Source organism: Geodermatophilus sp. CPCC 205761, assembly GCF_051383655.1.
GTDB lineage: Bacteria > Actinomycetota > Actinomycetes > Mycobacteriales > Geodermatophilaceae > Geodermatophilus.
In genome coordinates this window covers 67,318-82,991 of the sequence record NZ_JALPKQ010000015.1, presented here as the reverse complement: position 1 = coordinate 82,991, position 15,674 = coordinate 67,318, and the positions used below count along the sequence as shown (strand labels likewise).

General features: G+C 74.6%; 19 protein-coding genes. 12 read left to right on the top strand and 7 right to left on the bottom strand.

Annotated features, from left to right (window positions below; genetic code table 11):
• Positions 1-81: 81 nt before the first annotated feature.
• Complete coding sequence (locus MY526_RS11635; RefSeq protein WP_436692008.1) at positions 82-996, bottom strand: AAA family ATPase; 915 nt, start codon at positions 994-996, stop codon at positions 82-84.
• Between the two features lie 117 nt (positions 997-1,113).
• A complete protein-coding gene (locus MY526_RS11630) occupies positions 1,114-1,980 on the bottom strand; it encodes a DUF2382 domain-containing protein (protein WP_436703924.1) in 867 nt (288 codons plus the stop codon).
• A 317-nt stretch (positions 1,981-2,297) separates the two neighbouring features.
• On the opposite strand from MY526_RS11630, the gene MY526_RS11625 reads away from it, so the two are divergent.
• The 3 genes from MY526_RS11625 (at position 2,298) to MY526_RS11615 (ending at position 4,442) form a co-directional block, all read left to right on the top strand.
• Positions 2,298-3,107: a DUF3097 domain-containing protein gene (locus MY526_RS11625; RefSeq protein ID WP_436692006.1), complete on the top strand. Its 810-nt coding sequence runs from the start codon at positions 2,298-2,300 to the stop codon at positions 3,105-3,107.
• Positions 3,108-3,189: 82 nt separating this feature from the next.
• Positions 3,190-4,062: a hypothetical protein gene (locus tag MY526_RS11620; RefSeq protein WP_436703923.1), complete on the top strand. Its 873-nt coding sequence runs from the start codon at positions 3,190-3,192 to the stop codon at positions 4,060-4,062.
• A 5-nt stretch (positions 4,063-4,067) separates the two neighbouring features.
• Positions 4,068-4,442, top strand: a complete 375-nt coding sequence (locus MY526_RS11615; protein ID WP_436692004.1) for a GntR family transcriptional regulator — start codon at positions 4,068-4,070, stop codon at positions 4,440-4,442.
• Positions 4,443-4,489: 47 nt separating this feature from the next.
• Here the strand turns inward: MY526_RS11615 and MY526_RS11610 are convergent, their stop codons facing one another.
• Both MY526_RS11610 and MY526_RS11605 read right to left on the bottom strand, forming a co-directional pair.
• Positions 4,490-5,326: an aldo/keto reductase gene (locus MY526_RS11610; RefSeq protein WP_436703922.1), complete on the bottom strand. Its 837-nt coding sequence runs from the start codon at positions 5,324-5,326 to the stop codon at positions 4,490-4,492.
• A 66-nt stretch (positions 5,327-5,392) separates the two neighbouring features.
• Positions 5,393-6,649, bottom strand: coding sequence for an MFS transporter (locus MY526_RS11605; RefSeq protein ID WP_436692002.1), 1,257 nt, complete (start codon positions 6,647-6,649; stop codon positions 5,393-5,395).
• Between the two features lie 207 nt (positions 6,650-6,856).
• Between MY526_RS11605 and MY526_RS11600 the strand changes: the two genes are divergently transcribed.
• The 9 genes from MY526_RS11600 to MY526_RS11560 all read left to right on the top strand — a co-directional run bounded on the left by MY526_RS11600 (position 6,857) and on the right by MY526_RS11560 (position 14,141).
• Positions 6,857-7,753, top strand: coding sequence for a hypothetical protein (locus MY526_RS11600; protein WP_436692001.1), 897 nt, complete (start codon positions 6,857-6,859; stop codon positions 7,751-7,753).
• 96 nt (positions 7,754-7,849) lie between these two features.
• On the top strand, positions 7,850-8,902 hold the full coding sequence (gene moaA, locus MY526_RS11595) for a GTP 3',8-cyclase MoaA (RefSeq protein ID WP_436692000.1): 1,053 nt from the start codon (positions 7,850-7,852) through the stop codon (positions 8,900-8,902).
• A gap of 36 nt (positions 8,903-8,938) precedes the next feature.
• Positions 8,939-9,184, top strand: a complete 246-nt coding sequence (locus MY526_RS11590) for a MoaD/ThiS family protein (protein WP_436691999.1) — start codon at positions 8,939-8,941, stop codon at positions 9,182-9,184.
• Positions 9,185-9,271: 87 nt separating this feature from the next.
• Positions 9,272-10,657: a hemolysin family protein gene (locus MY526_RS11585; RefSeq protein WP_436703921.1), complete on the top strand. Its 1,386-nt coding sequence runs from the start codon at positions 9,272-9,274 to the stop codon at positions 10,655-10,657.
• Positions 10,650-11,675, top strand: a complete 1,026-nt coding sequence (locus MY526_RS11580) for a hemolysin family protein (protein WP_436691997.1) — start codon at positions 10,650-10,652, stop codon at positions 11,673-11,675. The genes MY526_RS11585 and MY526_RS11580 overlap by 8 nt, the downstream gene beginning before the upstream one ends.
• Positions 11,676-11,727: 52 nt before the next feature.
• Positions 11,728-11,919, top strand: a complete 192-nt coding sequence (locus MY526_RS11575; protein WP_436691996.1) for a hypothetical protein — start codon at positions 11,728-11,730, stop codon at positions 11,917-11,919.
• Between the two features lie 61 nt (positions 11,920-11,980).
• Entirely contained in the window at positions 11,981-12,469 is a 489-nt protein-coding gene (locus MY526_RS11570; RefSeq protein ID WP_436703920.1) for a GAF domain-containing protein, read from the top strand.
• 212 nt (positions 12,470-12,681) lie between these two features.
• Positions 12,682-13,059: a hypothetical protein gene (locus tag MY526_RS11565; RefSeq protein WP_436703919.1), complete on the top strand. Its 378-nt coding sequence runs from the start codon at positions 12,682-12,684 to the stop codon at positions 13,057-13,059.
• Positions 13,060-13,175: 116 nt separating this feature from the next.
• A complete protein-coding gene (locus MY526_RS11560; RefSeq protein ID WP_436703918.1) occupies positions 13,176-14,141 on the top strand; it encodes an SMP-30/gluconolactonase/LRE family protein in 966 nt (321 codons plus the stop codon).
• 15 nt (positions 14,142-14,156) lie between these two features.
• On the opposite strand, the gene MY526_RS11555 is transcribed toward MY526_RS11560, so the two are convergent.
• From MY526_RS11555 to MY526_RS11545, 3 genes are read right to left on the bottom strand one after another with little or no spacing between them, the layout of a single operon-like run.
• On the bottom strand, positions 14,157-14,567 hold the full coding sequence (locus MY526_RS11555; RefSeq protein WP_436691992.1) for a molybdenum cofactor biosynthesis protein MoaE: 411 nt from the start codon (positions 14,565-14,567) through the stop codon (positions 14,157-14,159).
• A complete protein-coding gene (locus MY526_RS11550) occupies positions 14,564-15,157 on the bottom strand; it encodes a nucleotidyltransferase family protein (protein WP_436703917.1) in 594 nt (197 codons plus the stop codon). Before MY526_RS11550 ends, MY526_RS11555 begins: the two co-directional genes overlap by 4 nt.
• A gap of 12 nt (positions 15,158-15,169) precedes the next feature.
• Positions 15,170-15,625: a TOBE domain-containing protein gene (locus tag MY526_RS11545; protein ID WP_436692038.1), complete on the bottom strand. Its 456-nt coding sequence runs from the start codon at positions 15,623-15,625 to the stop codon at positions 15,170-15,172.
• Between the last annotated feature and the right edge of the window lie 49 nt (positions 15,626-15,674).

Below are 15,674 nucleotides of genomic sequence, written 5' to 3'. Positions count from 1 at the left end.
TCCCGCCGCGCCGAGGCATTGGAAGCTCTACCCGCGTCGGAGGGGTCCCGGACGTGGGTAGAGCTTCCAAAACCGCGGGACTCAGCCACCGAAGAGGGTCCCCCGCACCAGGCTGTGCACCCGGTCGGTGTCCTCCCGGTACTTGAGGACCGCGCCCAGCGTGCGGGCCGCGACGTCGGGGTCGAGGTCGCGGGCGCCGAGGGTGTGCAGGGCGGTCGCCCAGTCCATGGCCTCGGCGATGCCGGGCGGCTTGAGCAGGTCGAGCGTGCGCAGCTTCGCCGTCGCCCGGGCGACCTCGCGGGCCAGCTGCTCGGTCACGTCGGGCAGCCGGCGGCGGAGGATCGCCACCTCGCGGTCGAAGTCCGGGTGCTGCAACCAGTGGTAGAGGCAGCGCCGCTTGAGCGCGTCGTGCACCTCGCGGGTGCGGTTGGAGGTGAGGACGACGAGCGGCGGGGTGACCGCGCGGATCGTGCCGAGCTCCGGGATGGAGATGGTGAAGTCCGACAGCACCTCGAGGAGGAACGCCTCGAACTCGTCGTCGGCGCGGTCGACCTCGTCGACCAGCAGCACGCTGGGCGAGTCCTCCAGCGCCTGGAGCAGCGGCCGGGCCAGGAGGAAGCGGCGGTCGTAGAGCGAGGCCTCGAGGCTCTCGGTGTCGCTCGTGGCGTGCGCGGCCTCGGCGGCGCGCAGGTGCAGCAGCTGACGGCCGAAGTCCCAGTCGTAGAGCGCCTGGCTGGCCTCCAGCCCCTCGTAGCACTGCAGCCGGTAGATCGGGCGGCTGGTGACCTGGGCGAGCGCCTGCGCCAGCGCCGTCTTCCCGACGCCGGCCTCCCCCTCCAGGAACAGCGGCCGGTGCATCGCCAGGGCCAGGTAGGCCGCCGTCGCCAGGCCCTCGTCGGGCAGGTACCCGGTGGCCTCCAGGGCTGCGGCGAGCTCGTCGGGGTCGGCGAAACCGACGTCGGAGGTGGCCACGCGGGCGACCGTGCTCTCACTCACGCCCCGAGCATCCCACCCGCGGCGCGGCGGCTCCCCCCGGACGGCAGTGGCCGGCCGAGAACGGGTCTCGGCCGGCCACTGCCGGTGCGGGTCGCCCGGCACGCGCCGGGCGGGGAGTCAGACGCGACGGTCGCGGGTGGTGTCCCCGTCGACGTCGATCTCCTCCCGGCGCACGTCCTCCGACACGGTCTCGTGGCCGGTCACCGTCTCGGTGTCCAGGCGCACGCGCTCGACCGGTACGGCCTCCTTTTCCACGACCGGGCGCTCGGCGTGGAGGGTGACCTCGTGCTCCTCCTCGCTGATGGCGGGGCCGTCCATGGCGTTGCCGACGTTGCCCTCGGTGATCGGCTCGCGCTCGACCCGGACCTCCTCGCGGGAGACCGGCACGGTCTCGGTCACGTTCTCGGTGACGACGTACTTGCGCAGCCGGGCGCGGCCGACCTCCTCGGTACGCGTGCCGACGTTGAGCCGCTCCTCGGAACGGGTCATCGCGTTGTCCGTGGTCGGGCCGGAGGTGTCGCGGCCGACGGCGGGACGGGTGTCCACCCCGGTCGTGTCGCGACCGGTCAGGTCGCGGTCCCGGTCGGTGAGGTCGCGGTCCCGGTCGGTCGTGCCGGCGGTCGTCTCGTGCCGGCCGACGGTGGTGTCGGTGCGGCCGCTGGTGCCGGTGCCGGCCTGCAGGTTGTAGTAGCGGTAGAGCTCCTGCTCCTCCTGCGGGGAGAGGTGCCCGTTGGTGTCGATCTTCGGGGCGTCCTTCACGGCGCTCTTGCTGACCGGCACGCGCAGGCCGTCGTCGGTCAGGTCGGCGTCCCGGATGGGGACGAAGGACTCCTTCGTCCCGAACAGCCCGGTGCGCACGGTCACCCACTCCGGCTGGCCGGTCTCGTCGTCCAGGTACACCTCGGAGGCAGACCCGATCTTGTCGCCGCTCTCGTCGTACACGTCCTTGCCGATCACGCGGCTGATGGTCTCGGTTCCGATCATCGTCGTTCGTCGCTCCCATCTGAGCACTGGTGGAACGGTCGGCAGATGAGTGACCGGGCACGGGCCCGCGAAACGGTCAACGGCCGTTGCAACATGCCCGGCACGCCGACGCGCCACCGGGCCGGGGCCGGCCGTCGGTCGCGCAACGCGCCGTCCGCGCTGGTCAGACGCGCGGACACGCGGCGCCGCCGGGAACCGGAACCGGCCGGTCCATCCGTTCACCAACGGTGAGCGGGACACCGCCGGGCGTGTCGTGCTCGTCGCCACCCGGCGCGTCGCCTCCGTGAGCGGGCCGGTCTCTGCTCATCCTGGACGGCGTGCCTCCCCGCTCGCCGTACGACGACCTGGTCCACCCGCGCACCGTCAAGAAGCCCAGCCCGCAGGTCGAGGCCGAGCGCGACCTCGTCGTCGAGGACCCCAGCTCGGGCTTCGTGGGCGCCGTGGTGCGCTGCGAGAAGGACGTCGTCCACCTCGAGGACCGGTTCGGGAAGGTGCGCGCCTACCCGCTCGGCCCCGGGTTCTGGGTCGACGGCAGGCCCGTGGTGCTCGTGCGGCCGAAGCCGCAGGCGCCGGCCGCGCCGGCCCGCAGCGCGTCGGGCTCGACCTACGTCGCCGGCGCCCGGGCGCGGGTCGCCCGCGAGGGCCGCATCTACGTCGAGGGCAAGCACGACGCCGAGCTGGTCGAGAAGGTCTGGGGCCACGACCTGCGGATCGAGGGCGTCGTCGTCGAGCCGCTGCACGGCGTCGACGACCTGCCGGCGATCGTGCGGGAGTTCCGCCCCTCCTCCGGACGGCGGCTGGGCGTGCTGGTCGACCACCTGGTGACGGGCTCCAAGGAGTCGCGGATCGCCGACCGGGTGACCGGCGAGCACGCGCTGGTCGTCGGGCACCCGTTCATCGACATCTGGCAGGCGGTCAAGCCGCAGGTGGTCGGCATCCGCGCCTGGCCGACGGTGCCCAAGGGGGAGTCGTGGAAGGAGGGGGTCTGCCGCCGGCTGGGCTGGGAGGACGACACCGGCTACGTCTGGGCGCAGCGCATCCTCGCCCGGGTGCGCACGTGGACCGATCTGGAGCCGGCGCTGATCGGCCGGGTCGAGGAGCTCATCGACTTCGTCACGACCGACTGACCGGAGCGCCCGGGCCCTTGCGCCCGGCGCCCCCGACCTCCATTGTGTCAATCGCTTGACTCAATGAGGCAGTGAGGACGTCGTGGCGCTGGTGCCGCTCCTGCTGGTGCTGGCCCTGGCCGGCGCGCTCGCCGTCGGCACCGCGGTGGCCCGGCGCTCACCGCCGAGCCGGGAGACCACCGTCGCGGCCGCCCGCACCCACGCGGTCGGCACGACGGCGACGGCGCTGCTGGTGGGCGCCGCCGCAGCGACAGCGGTCGGCGTGGCGGGGCTGGGGAACGCCTCGCCCGGCAGCCTCGGCAGAACCGCCCTCCTGGTGCCGGTCGCCGCGGGGGTCGTGCACGTCGTCGTCCTGGGGCTGGGGGAGCTCACCTGGCCGCGCCCGCAGGGGCAGGTCCGGCGCGCCCGGCTGGTGCGCCGCCGGCTGCTGGACGCCGCGCCGCGGTGGCTGGTCCGGACGACGGTGGGCGCCGGGGTCGCCGCCGTCGTCACCATCGCCCTGGGAGCCGCGCTGGCCGCCCCCGACGGCCGCAGCCTGCTGGTCGAGGACCCCCCGTTCCGCTCGACGGCGGGCCCGTTCCCGGGGCTCGTCTACGGCCGCCCGGCCGGGCTCGGGCTGCTCGTCCTGGCCGCGGTGACCGTGGCCGCGCTGTGGATCGTCGCCACCCGCTCCGCCGTCGTGACCGAGGACGACCGGATCGAGGACGCGGTGCGCCGGGCCTCGGCGCACCGCGTCCTGCGCGCGGCGGCCGCGACGACCCTGGTGGTCGCCGGCGGGTTGCTGGCCGTGGCCGGCAACGCGGCGTGGAGCATCTCCTCCACCACCGGAGGCGGAGTGCTCGCCGTACTGGGCGTCGGCGTGGGCGGCTGCGGGCTGGCCGCCCTGCTCGCCGGGGTGCTCGTCGCCTGCGTCCGGGCACCCGGCGTCCCCGCCGACCGGCCGGTGCCCGCCTGACCGTCATGGCGCTGGACATCACCGTCGACGTCGCCAGCCCCACGCCGCCGTACGAGCAGATCCGCAGCCAGGTGGCCGCCTACGTGCACGCCGGCCTGCTGCGCGCGGGCGACCGGCTCCCCGCCATGCGCGCCCTGGCGGCCGACCTGGGGGTGGCCACGGGCACGGTGGCGCGCGCCTACACCGAGCTGGAGGCGGCCGGGCTGGTCGCCAGCCGGCGCCGCACCGGCACCGTCGTCACCGGGGCCCCGACCACGGCACCGGACACGACCGGGCTGCGCAGCGCCGCGGACGACCTCGTCGTGCGGGCCCGGGCGGCGGGCGTGGACGGCGAGACGGTGCTGGCGCTCGTCCGCGCGGCCCTGCTGCAGCACCGCTGATGGAGTGGATCCGTGGGCGTCACGCCCACGGATCCACTCCAACGGGCTCACTGGGGGATGAACGCGAACGTGTCGGGATCGGGCCCGGTCCGCTCGGCCCGGTCGAGGCCGCTGATGGCGGCCATCGCCGACTCGTCGAGCTCGAAGTCGAAGATCGCGAAGTTCTCCTCCACCCGGCTGCGGGTCACCGACTTCGGGAAGACGACGTCACCCCGCTGCACGTGCCAGCGGAGGGTCACCTGCGCCGGGGTCCGCCCCAGGCCGGCCGCGATCTCCGCGATCACGGGATCGGTGGCGACCTTCCCCTTGGCGATCGGCGACCACGCCTCCGTGACGATCTCGTGCTCGGCCCCGAACGCCCGGACCTCGTCGTTGGCCAGGTAGGGGTGCACCTCGATCTGGTTGACCGCCGGGCGGACCTCGGTGGCCGCGAAGAGGTCGCGCAGGTGCTCGGGCTGGAAGTTCGAGACGCCGATGGCCCGGACCCGGCCGCTCGCGTAGATCTCCTCCATCACCGTCCAGCGGGCCACGTAGTCGCTCACGGTCGGCAGCGGCCAGTGGACGAGGAAGAGGTCGAGCTGGTCGAGACCGAGCTGGGCGAGGCTCTCGTCGAACGCGCGGAGGATGTCGTCGCGCGTCTGCCGGTTGTTGTTCAGCTTGCTGGTGACGAACACCTCCTCGCGCGGGAGGCCCGAGTCGCGGACGGCCTCGCCCACGCCCTTCTCGTTGCCGTACATCTGCGCGGTGTCGATGTGCCGGTAGCCGATCTCCAGCGCGGTGCGCGTGGCCTCGGCGGTCTCGGCCGGCGGGATCTGGAAGACGCCGAAGCCCAGCTGCGGGATCTCGACGCCGTTGTTCAGACGGATGGTGGGCACGGTGGCCACAGGCAGTTCCTCTCGGGTCGGGGAGGGCGGCACACTCCGGTCGCGGTGGTGCGGCCCGGCAGCCCGCTACCCGATGACGCCGTCGTCAACCCGCACAGCGGGTGCGCCCGTGGCCGCCGGGGGTCGGCGGCGCAGCAGCGGCGCGCCGGCCAGGGCGACGAGAGCGGCCAGCGCGGCGGCCGTCGCGGGGACGGCGAACGCGGTCTCGGCACCCCACGCGTCGACGGCCGCCCCGGCCAGCGCCGAGCCCGCGGTGACGCCGAGGGTGAGCCCGGTGGTGGTCCACGACAGCGCCTCGGTCAGCGCGGCGCGCGGCACCCGGGACTCCACCAGCGAGGTGCCCGAGACCAGCACGGGGGCGATCGCCAGGCCGGCCAGGAAGCCGGCACCGACCAGAACGACCAGCGAGCTGACGCCCCACATCAGCTGGGCGGCGACGCCGAAGGCCACGGCGGTGGCCAGGAAGCGCGCGGTCAGCGTGCCGGGCAGCCGGACGACGCCGTAGAGCAACCCGGCCACCAGGCTGCCGCCGGCGTAGACGGCCAGCGCGAGCCCGGCCAGCGCGGGGGCACCCTCGGCGTCGGCGAACCCCACGACGACGACGTCCACCGCACCGAAGACCGCGCCGACGGCCACGTAGGTCACCGCGACGACCAGCACCGTGGCGTTGACCGCCGCCCAGCGCCGGACCGGGGACGCCGGGTCGGGCCGGTGCAGCGCCGGTTCGGTGCCGCGCTGGCCGGCCAGCCAGAACCCGCCGGCCGAGCCGAGCACGATGCCGGTGAGGAAGCCGACCGGCGGGGCGACCAGCGTGGCGAGCAGCGTCACCAGCGGCGGGCCGACGACGAAGACCACCTCGTCGACGACGGCTTCCAGCGCGAAGGCGGTCTGCCGGCGGCCGGCGTCCTCCAGGGCCGCGACCCACCGCGCGCGCACCAGCGAGCCGATGTTCGGCCCGCTCGCCCCGCACACCGCCGCGAGCGCGAACCACGACCAGCGCGGCGCCCCGGCGGTCACCGCGGCGACGAAGGCGACACCGGAGAGCAGGTAGGCGGTCATCGCCCAGCGGAGGACGGCGCCCTGACCGCGCCGGTCCATCGCGCGGGCCCACTGCGGGCTGGCGACGGAGAAGCTGAGGGCGAGTGTGCCCGAGACGGCACCGGCCAGGCCGTAGCTGCCGGTCTCGCCGGCGACCAGCAGCACCGCGCCGAGGCCGAGCATGGGGATGGGCAGCCGGGCGACCCACCCGGCGAAGGAGAACGCCACCGAGCCGGGAACGGCGAACAGGCGGGCGTAGGGGGCGAAGACGGTGCGGGGCGACACGGGACTCTCGCGCTTCCTGGCCACGAGCGAGTGCGGGGCTGGCCGCCGGTCTCTCGGGTGGCCGCTCGACCGTAGCAACGCCCGCCGCCGGCCCGCCGCCGGATTCTCGCGGGCCGATGGCGTGGCGCCGCCGCAGTCCATGAACCTTCATGGACGCTGTGTGAGCGACCGCACACGCGGAGCACTCACCTCACTCGGAGGAGCCCCGTGCCACCGACCGCCCGCCCGCGCCTCCCGCTCGCTCCCCTGCTCGCCCTCCTGCTCGCCCTCGGCGTCCTGCTCGTCCCGGGCGTCGCCGCCGCGAAGGGCGGCAGCGACGACGGAGCGGCATCCGACGACGGGGGCGGCGGGGCCGGCGGCGGCGCCGTGACCGCCGGGGACTTCGCCGTCACCGTCAACGGCCGGACCACCAACCCGACCGCCGGCAACGAGGCCCGGCTGCGGGACGTGACGCCCACCGGGCCGATCGCCGTCCGGGGCCGGCACGTCACCTTCACGATCGACCCGGCGACGCTCGGGGTCTACGCCTACACCCTGACCGGCGCGCCGGATCCGCAGCGCATGGTCACCGCGCCGACGGTCGTCTTCGCCTCGAAGGTGCCGCAGCTGACCGCAGCGCAGCTGCGCGGCGTCCGGATCACCGAGTTGCGGCTGCGCGACGGCGTCCTCGTCGCCGAGTTCTCGGCCGCCGGCGGGAAGTTCAAGGTCCAGGCCAAGGACGCCCCGCAGGGCGGCATCTTCCAGATGGAACAGGAGTTCGGCGGCCCGGTGGAGTACGTCCACACCCTCGGCCCGACGCTGTTCTTCTTCGTCAACGAGTTCACCGGGAAGATCAACTTCGGCGACGGCGTCGCCGGGGACGCGACGCACCAGATGCTGCTGGGCAAGGACAGCCCGCAGGTGGCCACGAAGCTGTACCAGGACGGGACGACGACCCGCTGGTCGGTGGCCTCCGGCGGCCGGATGGGCGGCGTGCTCGGCGAGGACGCGATCGAGCTGTCGGCCGGCGCGACCAACTGCACCACCGACTGTCAGGCCCGCAACCGCATCCAGGGCTCGGTCCCGGTGCCGCCGGACCCGGTGTCCCCCACCCCGATCGGCTGACCGACACACCCCGACGGGGGCGACCGGAGCTCCGGTCGCCCCCGTCGCACGTCCGGGACGCGGCACACCGTCGTCCTCCGCCACTACATTCGAGGGGTGACCTCGACGAGCCCGCTGCCCGACCCGGTGCTGCGCCGGCCCGACCCGGTGCCCGGTTCCGGTGGGCTGGTCGACCGGCACGGCCGCGTCGCCACCGACCTGCGCGTGTCCCTGACCGACCGCTGCAACCTGCGCTGCACCTACTGCATGCCGCCGGAGGGCCTGGACTGGCTGCCGAAGGTCGAGGTGCTGACCGACGACGAGATCGCCCGGCTGGTGCGCATCGGCGTGGAGCAGCTGGGCATCCGCGAGGTCCGCTTCACCGGGGGCGAACCGCTGCTGCGCCCCGGCCTGGTCGGCATCGTGCAGGCCGCCACCGCGCTCGCGCCGCGCCCCGAGGTCAGCCTCACCACCAACGCGATCGGCCTCGTGCGCATCGCCCCGGCGCTGGCCGCGGCCGGCCTCGACCGGATCAACGTCAGCCTCGACACCCTCGACCGCGACCGGTTCAAGCAGCTCACTCACCGCGACCGGCTCGACGACGTCCTGGCCGGTCTCGCCGCCGCCCGGGACGCCGGCCTGACCCCGGTGAAGGTCAACGCCGTCCTGCTGCACGGGATGAACGACGTCGACGCCGTTCCGCTGCTCGACTTCTGCCTGGAGCAGGGGTACCAGCTCCGGTTCATCGAGCAGATGCCGCTGGACGCCCACCACGCCTGGACCCGCGGCCGGATGGTCACCGCCGAGGACATCCTCGAGCGGCTCTCGGCGGCCCACACGCTCACCCCCGACACCGAGGAGCGCGGGTCGGCGCCTGCGGAGCGCTGGCTGGTCGACGGCGGCCCCGCGACCGTCGGCGTCATCGCCTCGGTGACCCGCTCGTTCTGCGGCACCTGTGACCGCACCCGGCTGACCGCCGACGGGCAGATCCGCAACTGCCTGTTCGCCCGCGAGGAGTCCGACCTGCGGACGCCGATGCGCGAGGGCGCGACCGACCAGGAGCTGGCCGACCGCTGGCGGATCGCCACGCTGGCCAAGCTGCCCGGGCACGGCATCGACGACCCGAGCTTCCTGCAGCCGTCCCGGCCGATGTCGGCGATCGGTGGCTGACGTGGCCGGGAGTGCAGCCGACCGCGAGGGCCGACGATGACATCGGTCACCGTGCGGTACTTCGCCGGGGCCCGCGCCGCCGCGGGCGTGGACACCGAGATCCGCACCGCGACCACGCTCGACGAGCTGATCGGGCAGATCGTGGACAGCCACGGCGAGAAGCTGGAGCGGGTGCTCACCGCCTGTTCGTTCCTCGTCGACGGAACGCAGACGCGGGACCGCGCGTTGGCCCTGGAACCCGGGGCGGTCGTCGACGTGCTGCCCCCGTTCGCCGGAGGATGACCCCCCGCTCGTGAAGGCGCTGCCTCACCATCGCCCGTCCCCTGAACTGACCGACCCCGCGAGGTCCCGCCGAGCCGGCAGCGTCCGATGATCGAGTGGTTGCTCGTCGCGGTCGGCGTCCTGCTCATCCTCGGCTGCGCCGGCTTCGTCGCCTTCGAGTTCGCGCTGGTCACCGTCGACCGCGCCACCGTGGAGCGTGAGGTCGAGGCCGGCCGGCCCCGGGCCGCCGGCGTCCTGACCTCGATGAAGACGCTGTCCACCCAGCTCTCCGGGGCCCAGCTCGGCATCACCGTGACCAACCTGGCGATCGGCTTCGTCGCCGAGCCGTCGATCGCCGCGCTGCTGCAGGGCCCGCTCGCCTCGATGGGCCTGTCCGGCGCGGCGGCCCGCTCGGTGTCGATCACCGTCGCGCTGGTCCTGGCCACCGTGCTGACCATGGTGTTCGGCGAGCTGGTGCCCAAGAACCTGGCGATCTCGGACCCGCTGCGGGTGGCCAAGGCCGTGTCCGGGTTCCAGCGCGGCTTCACCAAGTCCACCGCGCTGCTCATCCGGTTCCTCAACGGCTGGGCCAACGGCATCCTGCGCCGGGTCTTCGGCGTCGAGCCGCAGGAGGAGCTGGCGTCGGCCCGGTCGCCGGAGGAGCTGACCTCCCTGGTCCGCCGCTCGCGCACGGTCGGCACGCTGCCCGTCGAGACGGCGAGGCTGCTCGAGCGGGGGCTGGCCTTCGGCGAGCTGCGCGCCAGCGACGTCGCCACCCCGCGGATCCGGATGACCACCGTGCCGGTGGACGCCCCCGTCGCCGCCGTCCTGGCCACCGCACGGGAGTCCGGGCACTCCCGGTTCCCGGTGGTCGCCGGGGCCGGGGCCGACGACGTGGTCGGGATGGTCCACGTGAAACACGCACTGGCCGTCGCGCGGGACGAGCGGTCGACCGTGCCGGTCGAGCAGGTGATGATCGCGCCGCTGTTCGTCCCCACCTCCCGCCAGCTCGACGAGCTGCTCGTCGACCTGCGCCGCGGCGGGCTGCAGATGGCCGTCGTCATCGACGAGTACGGCGGCACGGACGGCGTGGTGACCGTCGAGGACCTCGTCGAGGAACTGGTCGGGGCGGTCTCCGACGAGCACGACGAGCTGCTCGAGCAGGAGGTCGTCGACCGCGGTGACGGCACCTGGTCGGTGTCCGGGCTGCTGCGTCCCGACGAGGTGAGCGCCCTGACCGGGCTCGCCGTCCCCGCCGACCGGCACTACGAGACGCTCGGCGGCCTCGTGCTGCACCACCTGGGCCGCATCCCGGAGCCCGGCGACCGGGTGACCGCGCTGCGCCAGCTCCCACCCGAGCTCGCCGCGGAGGCCGAGGGACACCCGGGCGGGGTCTGGGTCGAGGTCGAGACCCTCGACGGCACGCGCGTCGACCGCGCCCGCGTCGGCGCGATCCCCGCCGGGGACGAGACCGAGGAGGCCCCCCGTGGGTGACTGGACCGGAGTGCTCGTCGCCGTCGTCCTGCTGCTGGCCAACGCCTTCTTCGTGGGCGCGGAGTTCGCGCTGGTCTCCGCGCGGCGGTCGTCGATCGAGCCGCTGGCCGAGGCCGGCTCCCGTCGCGCCCGCACCACCCTGGCGGCGATGGAGCGGGTCTCGCTGATGATGGCCGGCGCCCAGCTCGGCATCACCGTCTGCTCGCTGGGCCTCGGGGCCATCGGCGAGCCCGCCGTCGCGCACCTGCTGGAGCCGGTGTTCGAGGCGCTGAGCGTGCCGGAGGCGCTGGTCCACCCGATCGCCTTCGTCATCGCGCTCACCGTCGTGGTCGCGCTGCACGTGGTGATCGGCGAGATGGTGCCCAAGAACCTGGCACTGGCCGGCCCGGACCGCGCGGCGCTGGCGCTGGCTCCCCCGCTGTCGGCGGTGGTGACCGTGCTCAAGCCGGTGATCGCCGGCCTCAACGCCCTGGCCAACGGCATCCTCCGGCTGCTCCGGGTGGACCCGAAGACCGAGGTCAGCAGCTCCTTCACCCGGGACGAGGTCGCGGGGCTGCTCGACCAGTCCCGGGCCGGCGGGCTGCTCGACAAGCGCGAGCACGACCTGCTCACCGGCGCGTTGTCGCTCGAGGACCGGGACACCCGGGCGGTGCTGATCCCGAGGGCGCAGCTGACCACGGTGTCGCCCGACGACGGCGCCCTGGCCGTCGAGCGGGCCGCGGCGCGCACCGGCTTCTCCCGCTTCCCGGTCGTCCGCGACGGCGAGTTCACCGGCTACGTCCACGTCAAGGACGTGCTGGTCGCCGACGGCGACCCCGAGGTACGGGTCGCCGACATCACCCGCCCGCTACCGCGGGTGCCGGCCACCGGCGACCTGCGCACCACGCTGCAGACGATGCAGGCCGACGGCGCGCAGTTCGCCGCGGTGACGGAGGGCGGCGCGGTGCTGGGCGTGGTGGCGCTGGAGGACATCCTCGAGGAACTGGTGGGCGAGATCCGCGACGCCGTGCACCGGTGATCCCGCGCGCGGAGGTGCTGCACCGGTGATCACGACACCGGAGAATGGCGGCATGAGCATCTGGGGCAGGGCCAGGGCGAAGGCCACCGAGCTGATCGGCCGCGCCGAGGAGGTCTACGGCGAGTCGCACGGCGACGAAGCGGCCAAGGCGGCCGGGGAAGCCCGCCGGCTCGAGGGGGAGGCCGAGGAGGAGGCCGCCGAGCGCGCCCCCCGCGACGACGGCGAGGCGCCTGCGCGACACTGACCGTGCCCGCCGCGCCGTACGCGCGGACCGAGGCCGTGCGCGGAGGGGGGCACCGGTCGCGATGGATCCAGAACCCGGGATCGCGGACGTGGTGCCGTGGCCGGACTTCGCCGCCGCCGCGTGCGGTGCCCTGCAGTTCCTGCACCAGCAGCTCGGCTGGGACGTCTGGACGGTCACCCGCGTCGTCGGTGACCGCCAGGTGGTGCTGCACGCCCACCCCGCGGAGGGGCTGCCACCGGGGGCGTCGCTGTCCTGGGAGGACAGCTTCTGCCGGCTCATGGTGGCCGGTGAGGCGCCGCGTGCGGCGACGGTGACCGCAGCGGTGCCGGAGTACGCCTCGCGCTCCCTCGGACCGGTCACCCGGGTGGCGGCCTACCTCGGCGTTCCGCTGGTGACCGCCGACGGCGAGCTGTTCGGCACCGTCTGCGCGGTGGGGTTCCGCGCCCGGCCGCGCAGCGCGAGCCGGGACCTCCCGCTCGTGGAGATGGTCGCGCGCATGCTGAGCACGCTCATGGCCGCCGGCCTGCGCCCGCCCGCACCGGACTCCTGATCGGCTCGGCCTCCGATGTGGCGCTCCGCGTCGGAACCGACGCGCAGCGCGCTCCTCCGCGGCGTTTCCCGATCGCGTGGTGCACGTCACGCCGCGACTCGGCCAGGCTGGGATCGACCGTGCAGCGTCGCACCGTCGTGGGCCCGGGCGCCGGGCCCCTCGCGGAGGCCCTCGACGGGCCGTCCTCCCCCTCGACCGTGCGGAGCCCAGCGATGACACGATCCGACGACCGATCCGCCCTGACCGACCCCACCGGCCTCCGCGAGTCCCCCGTACGGGCGTTCTCCGTCCAGATCCTCGCCGGCGGGCGCGTTCTCGCCGACGCCGACGTGCACCCCACCGACGGCACCGGCGTCGTCCACTCCGAGCTGCACGTCGCGTCCGGCCACCTGCCCGTGGGCACCCGGAGCCGGCTCGTCGACGCCGTCCTCGAGCACCCCGAGGTCGACAAGGCACAGCGCCTCGTGGTCACGATGCCGATCAGCGACACCGAGATGCTCGACCGGGTCCGGGAACGGACCGACGCGGTGGAGATGCACGCGGCCGGCGCGACGAAGATCGTGGAGGCCCGGCTGCTGCGCGCCGACTGACCACGGAGGGCTCGCTCCCGGTCGTGCCCTTCCGGTCGGAGCCCGGTGGTGCCAAGGTGGCGGCCAGACCCCCGCAGTCCCGTCCGGCGCGATGCGGCGCCGATCAGGAGGCACGGATGTCCAGGTCTGCCTTCCCCCGATCGTCCGTCCGCGCGACAGTGCTCGTGGCGGCCACTCTGGGCCTGGGGGCCGCGACCGTCGCCCCCGCGGCGGCCCACCCGCACGACGACGTCATCGTGCTCCCGGGCGCGACCTCGGCCGAGGGCATCGCCCACGGGGGCGGTGACACCTTCTACGCCGGGGACCTGTTCGCCGGGGACATCTTCCGCGGCGACCTCGGGCGGCGGACGGCGGAGTTGTTCATCGACGCTCCGGACGGCCGGATGGCCATCGGCATGTTCGCCGACCTCCGGCACGACCTGCTGTTCGTGGCGGGCGGCGGCGCCTTCCCCGGGGGCCCCAGCACGTCCCGTGGTCTCGGGTACGTGTACGACCTCTGCACGGGGAACACGGTCGCCGCCTACGAGTTCGGCGACCCGGGCACGTCCTTCGTCAACGACGTCACCGTCACCCCGGACGGCGCGTGGTTCACCGACAGTCTGGAACCCCGGCTGCACTTCGTCCCCGTCCGGCACGGTGAGCCGGGAACGGCACGCACCCTCGAGCTCACCGGCCCGGCGGCCGAGCGGCCCACGGACATCAGCCTCAACGGCATCGCCGCCACGCCGGACGGCGACACGCTGATCGTGGCGCACTCGGGAACCGGCCGCGTCTACACCGTGGACCCCGGCACCGGGGCGAGCGCCGAGATCGCCGGGGTCGACGTGCCGAGCGTGGACGGCATCCAGCTCGAGGGCCACGACCTCTGGGCCGTGCAGAACCAGCTGAACCAGGTGGTCCGTGCCCGGCTGAGCCCGGACCTGACCTCCGGGTCGATCGAGGAGACGATCACCGACGACGACTTCCAGATCCCGACCACGTTGATCGTGGTCGACGACGACCTGGCCGTGGTGAACGCCAAGTTCGACACCGGCATCCCCCCGACCGCGGACCGGTACGAGGTGGTGCTGGTCGAGCGGTGACCCGCCACCCGCGCCTCAGGGGCAGGCGACCCACTCCTCGTCGCCGTCGGTGAAGACCTGCCGCTTCCAGATCGGCAGCCGCTTCTTCACCTCGTCGACGAGCTCGGCGCAGGCGGCGAACGCCTGGCCACGGTGGGAGGCGCTGACCGCGCAGGCCAGCGCGACGTCGCCGATGCCGAGCATGCCGACCCGGTGGGAGACGGCGACGGCGTGCACGTCGGGCCGCGCGGCGAACTCCTGCGCCAGCTCCTCGATGACCGACTGCGCCGTCGGGTGGCCGACGTACTCCAGCTCGGTCACCGACCGGCCGCCGTCGTGGTCACGGACGACGCCGGAGAAGGAGACGACCGCGCCGGCCGCCTTGTCCGCCACGGCGTCCTCGTGCTCGGCGACCGAGAGCGGCGCGTCGACGACTCGGGCGATCACGGCGCCGACGGTACCCCGGGGTCCGGGCCCGGAGGCGGGACGTCGAGGTCGGTGGGGTCCGCCAGGCCCGTGCAGTCGACCTCGGTGACGGGGTGGGCCGCGAGGTAGCGGCGGGCACCCTCGTCGCCGGTCGCGGTCTCGGCCACCCCCGCCCAGTGCTCGCGGCCGAGGAGGACGGGGTGCCCGCGGACGCCGTCGTAGGTGGCGATCGCCAGCGCGTCCGGTGCCGCGTGCGAGGCCAGGCGCTCCAGGGCCACGGTGGTCATGCCCGGCATGTCGACCAGCAGCACGAGCGCGGCCTCGACCCGTCCCGGCCAGCCGCGCAGCCCCTCCAGCCCGGTCCGCAGGGACGACGCCATGCCCGTCTCCCAGTCGCGGTTGGCCAGCACCGTCGCGCCGTCCAGGTCCGCGGTGCGCCACACGTCGACCGCCCGGGCGCCCAGCACGACCAGGACGGGGTCGCACACCGCCCGCGCCGTCGCGACCGCCCGCTCGACCAGCAGGCTGCCCTCGTACTCGACCAGCGCCTTCGGCATCCCGTACCGGCGGCCGCCCCCGGCGGCGAGGACGAGCCCTGCGACTGCGCTCATGGCCCCAGCCTCTCAGCGGGCGTAGACGGCCACCTCCGAGGCCTTCACCGTGGCCCAGACCGCCGACCCCGGGGCCAGGCCGAGCTCGGCGAAGGCGGTCGCGGTGACGTCGGCGACCAGCGGCACCTCGCCGTCCAGCTCGCAGCGGACCGTCGCGCCGTGCGGGGTGGCCGACACCAGCCGCAGCGGCCACACGTTGCGCGGGCTGCCGTGCGGAGCGCTGAGGTAGAGCGCCACCGACTCGGGCCGGACGGCGACGAACACCGGCCCGGCCGTCTCCTCGGCCACCGCGACCGCGCCGCCGCCCTCCAGCCGCACTGTGGACCCCGCGCCGGTGCCTGGCAGGAGGGCGAGGCCGACCAGCCGCGCCACGTAGTCGGTGCGCGGGTGCCGGCTGACGTCGGCCGGGGTGCCGGCCTGGACGACCCGCCCCTCCTCGACGACGACCACCCGGTCGGCCAGCGCCATCGCGTCGACCGGGTCGTGCGTCACCAGCACGGTGCTGCCGGCGAACGCG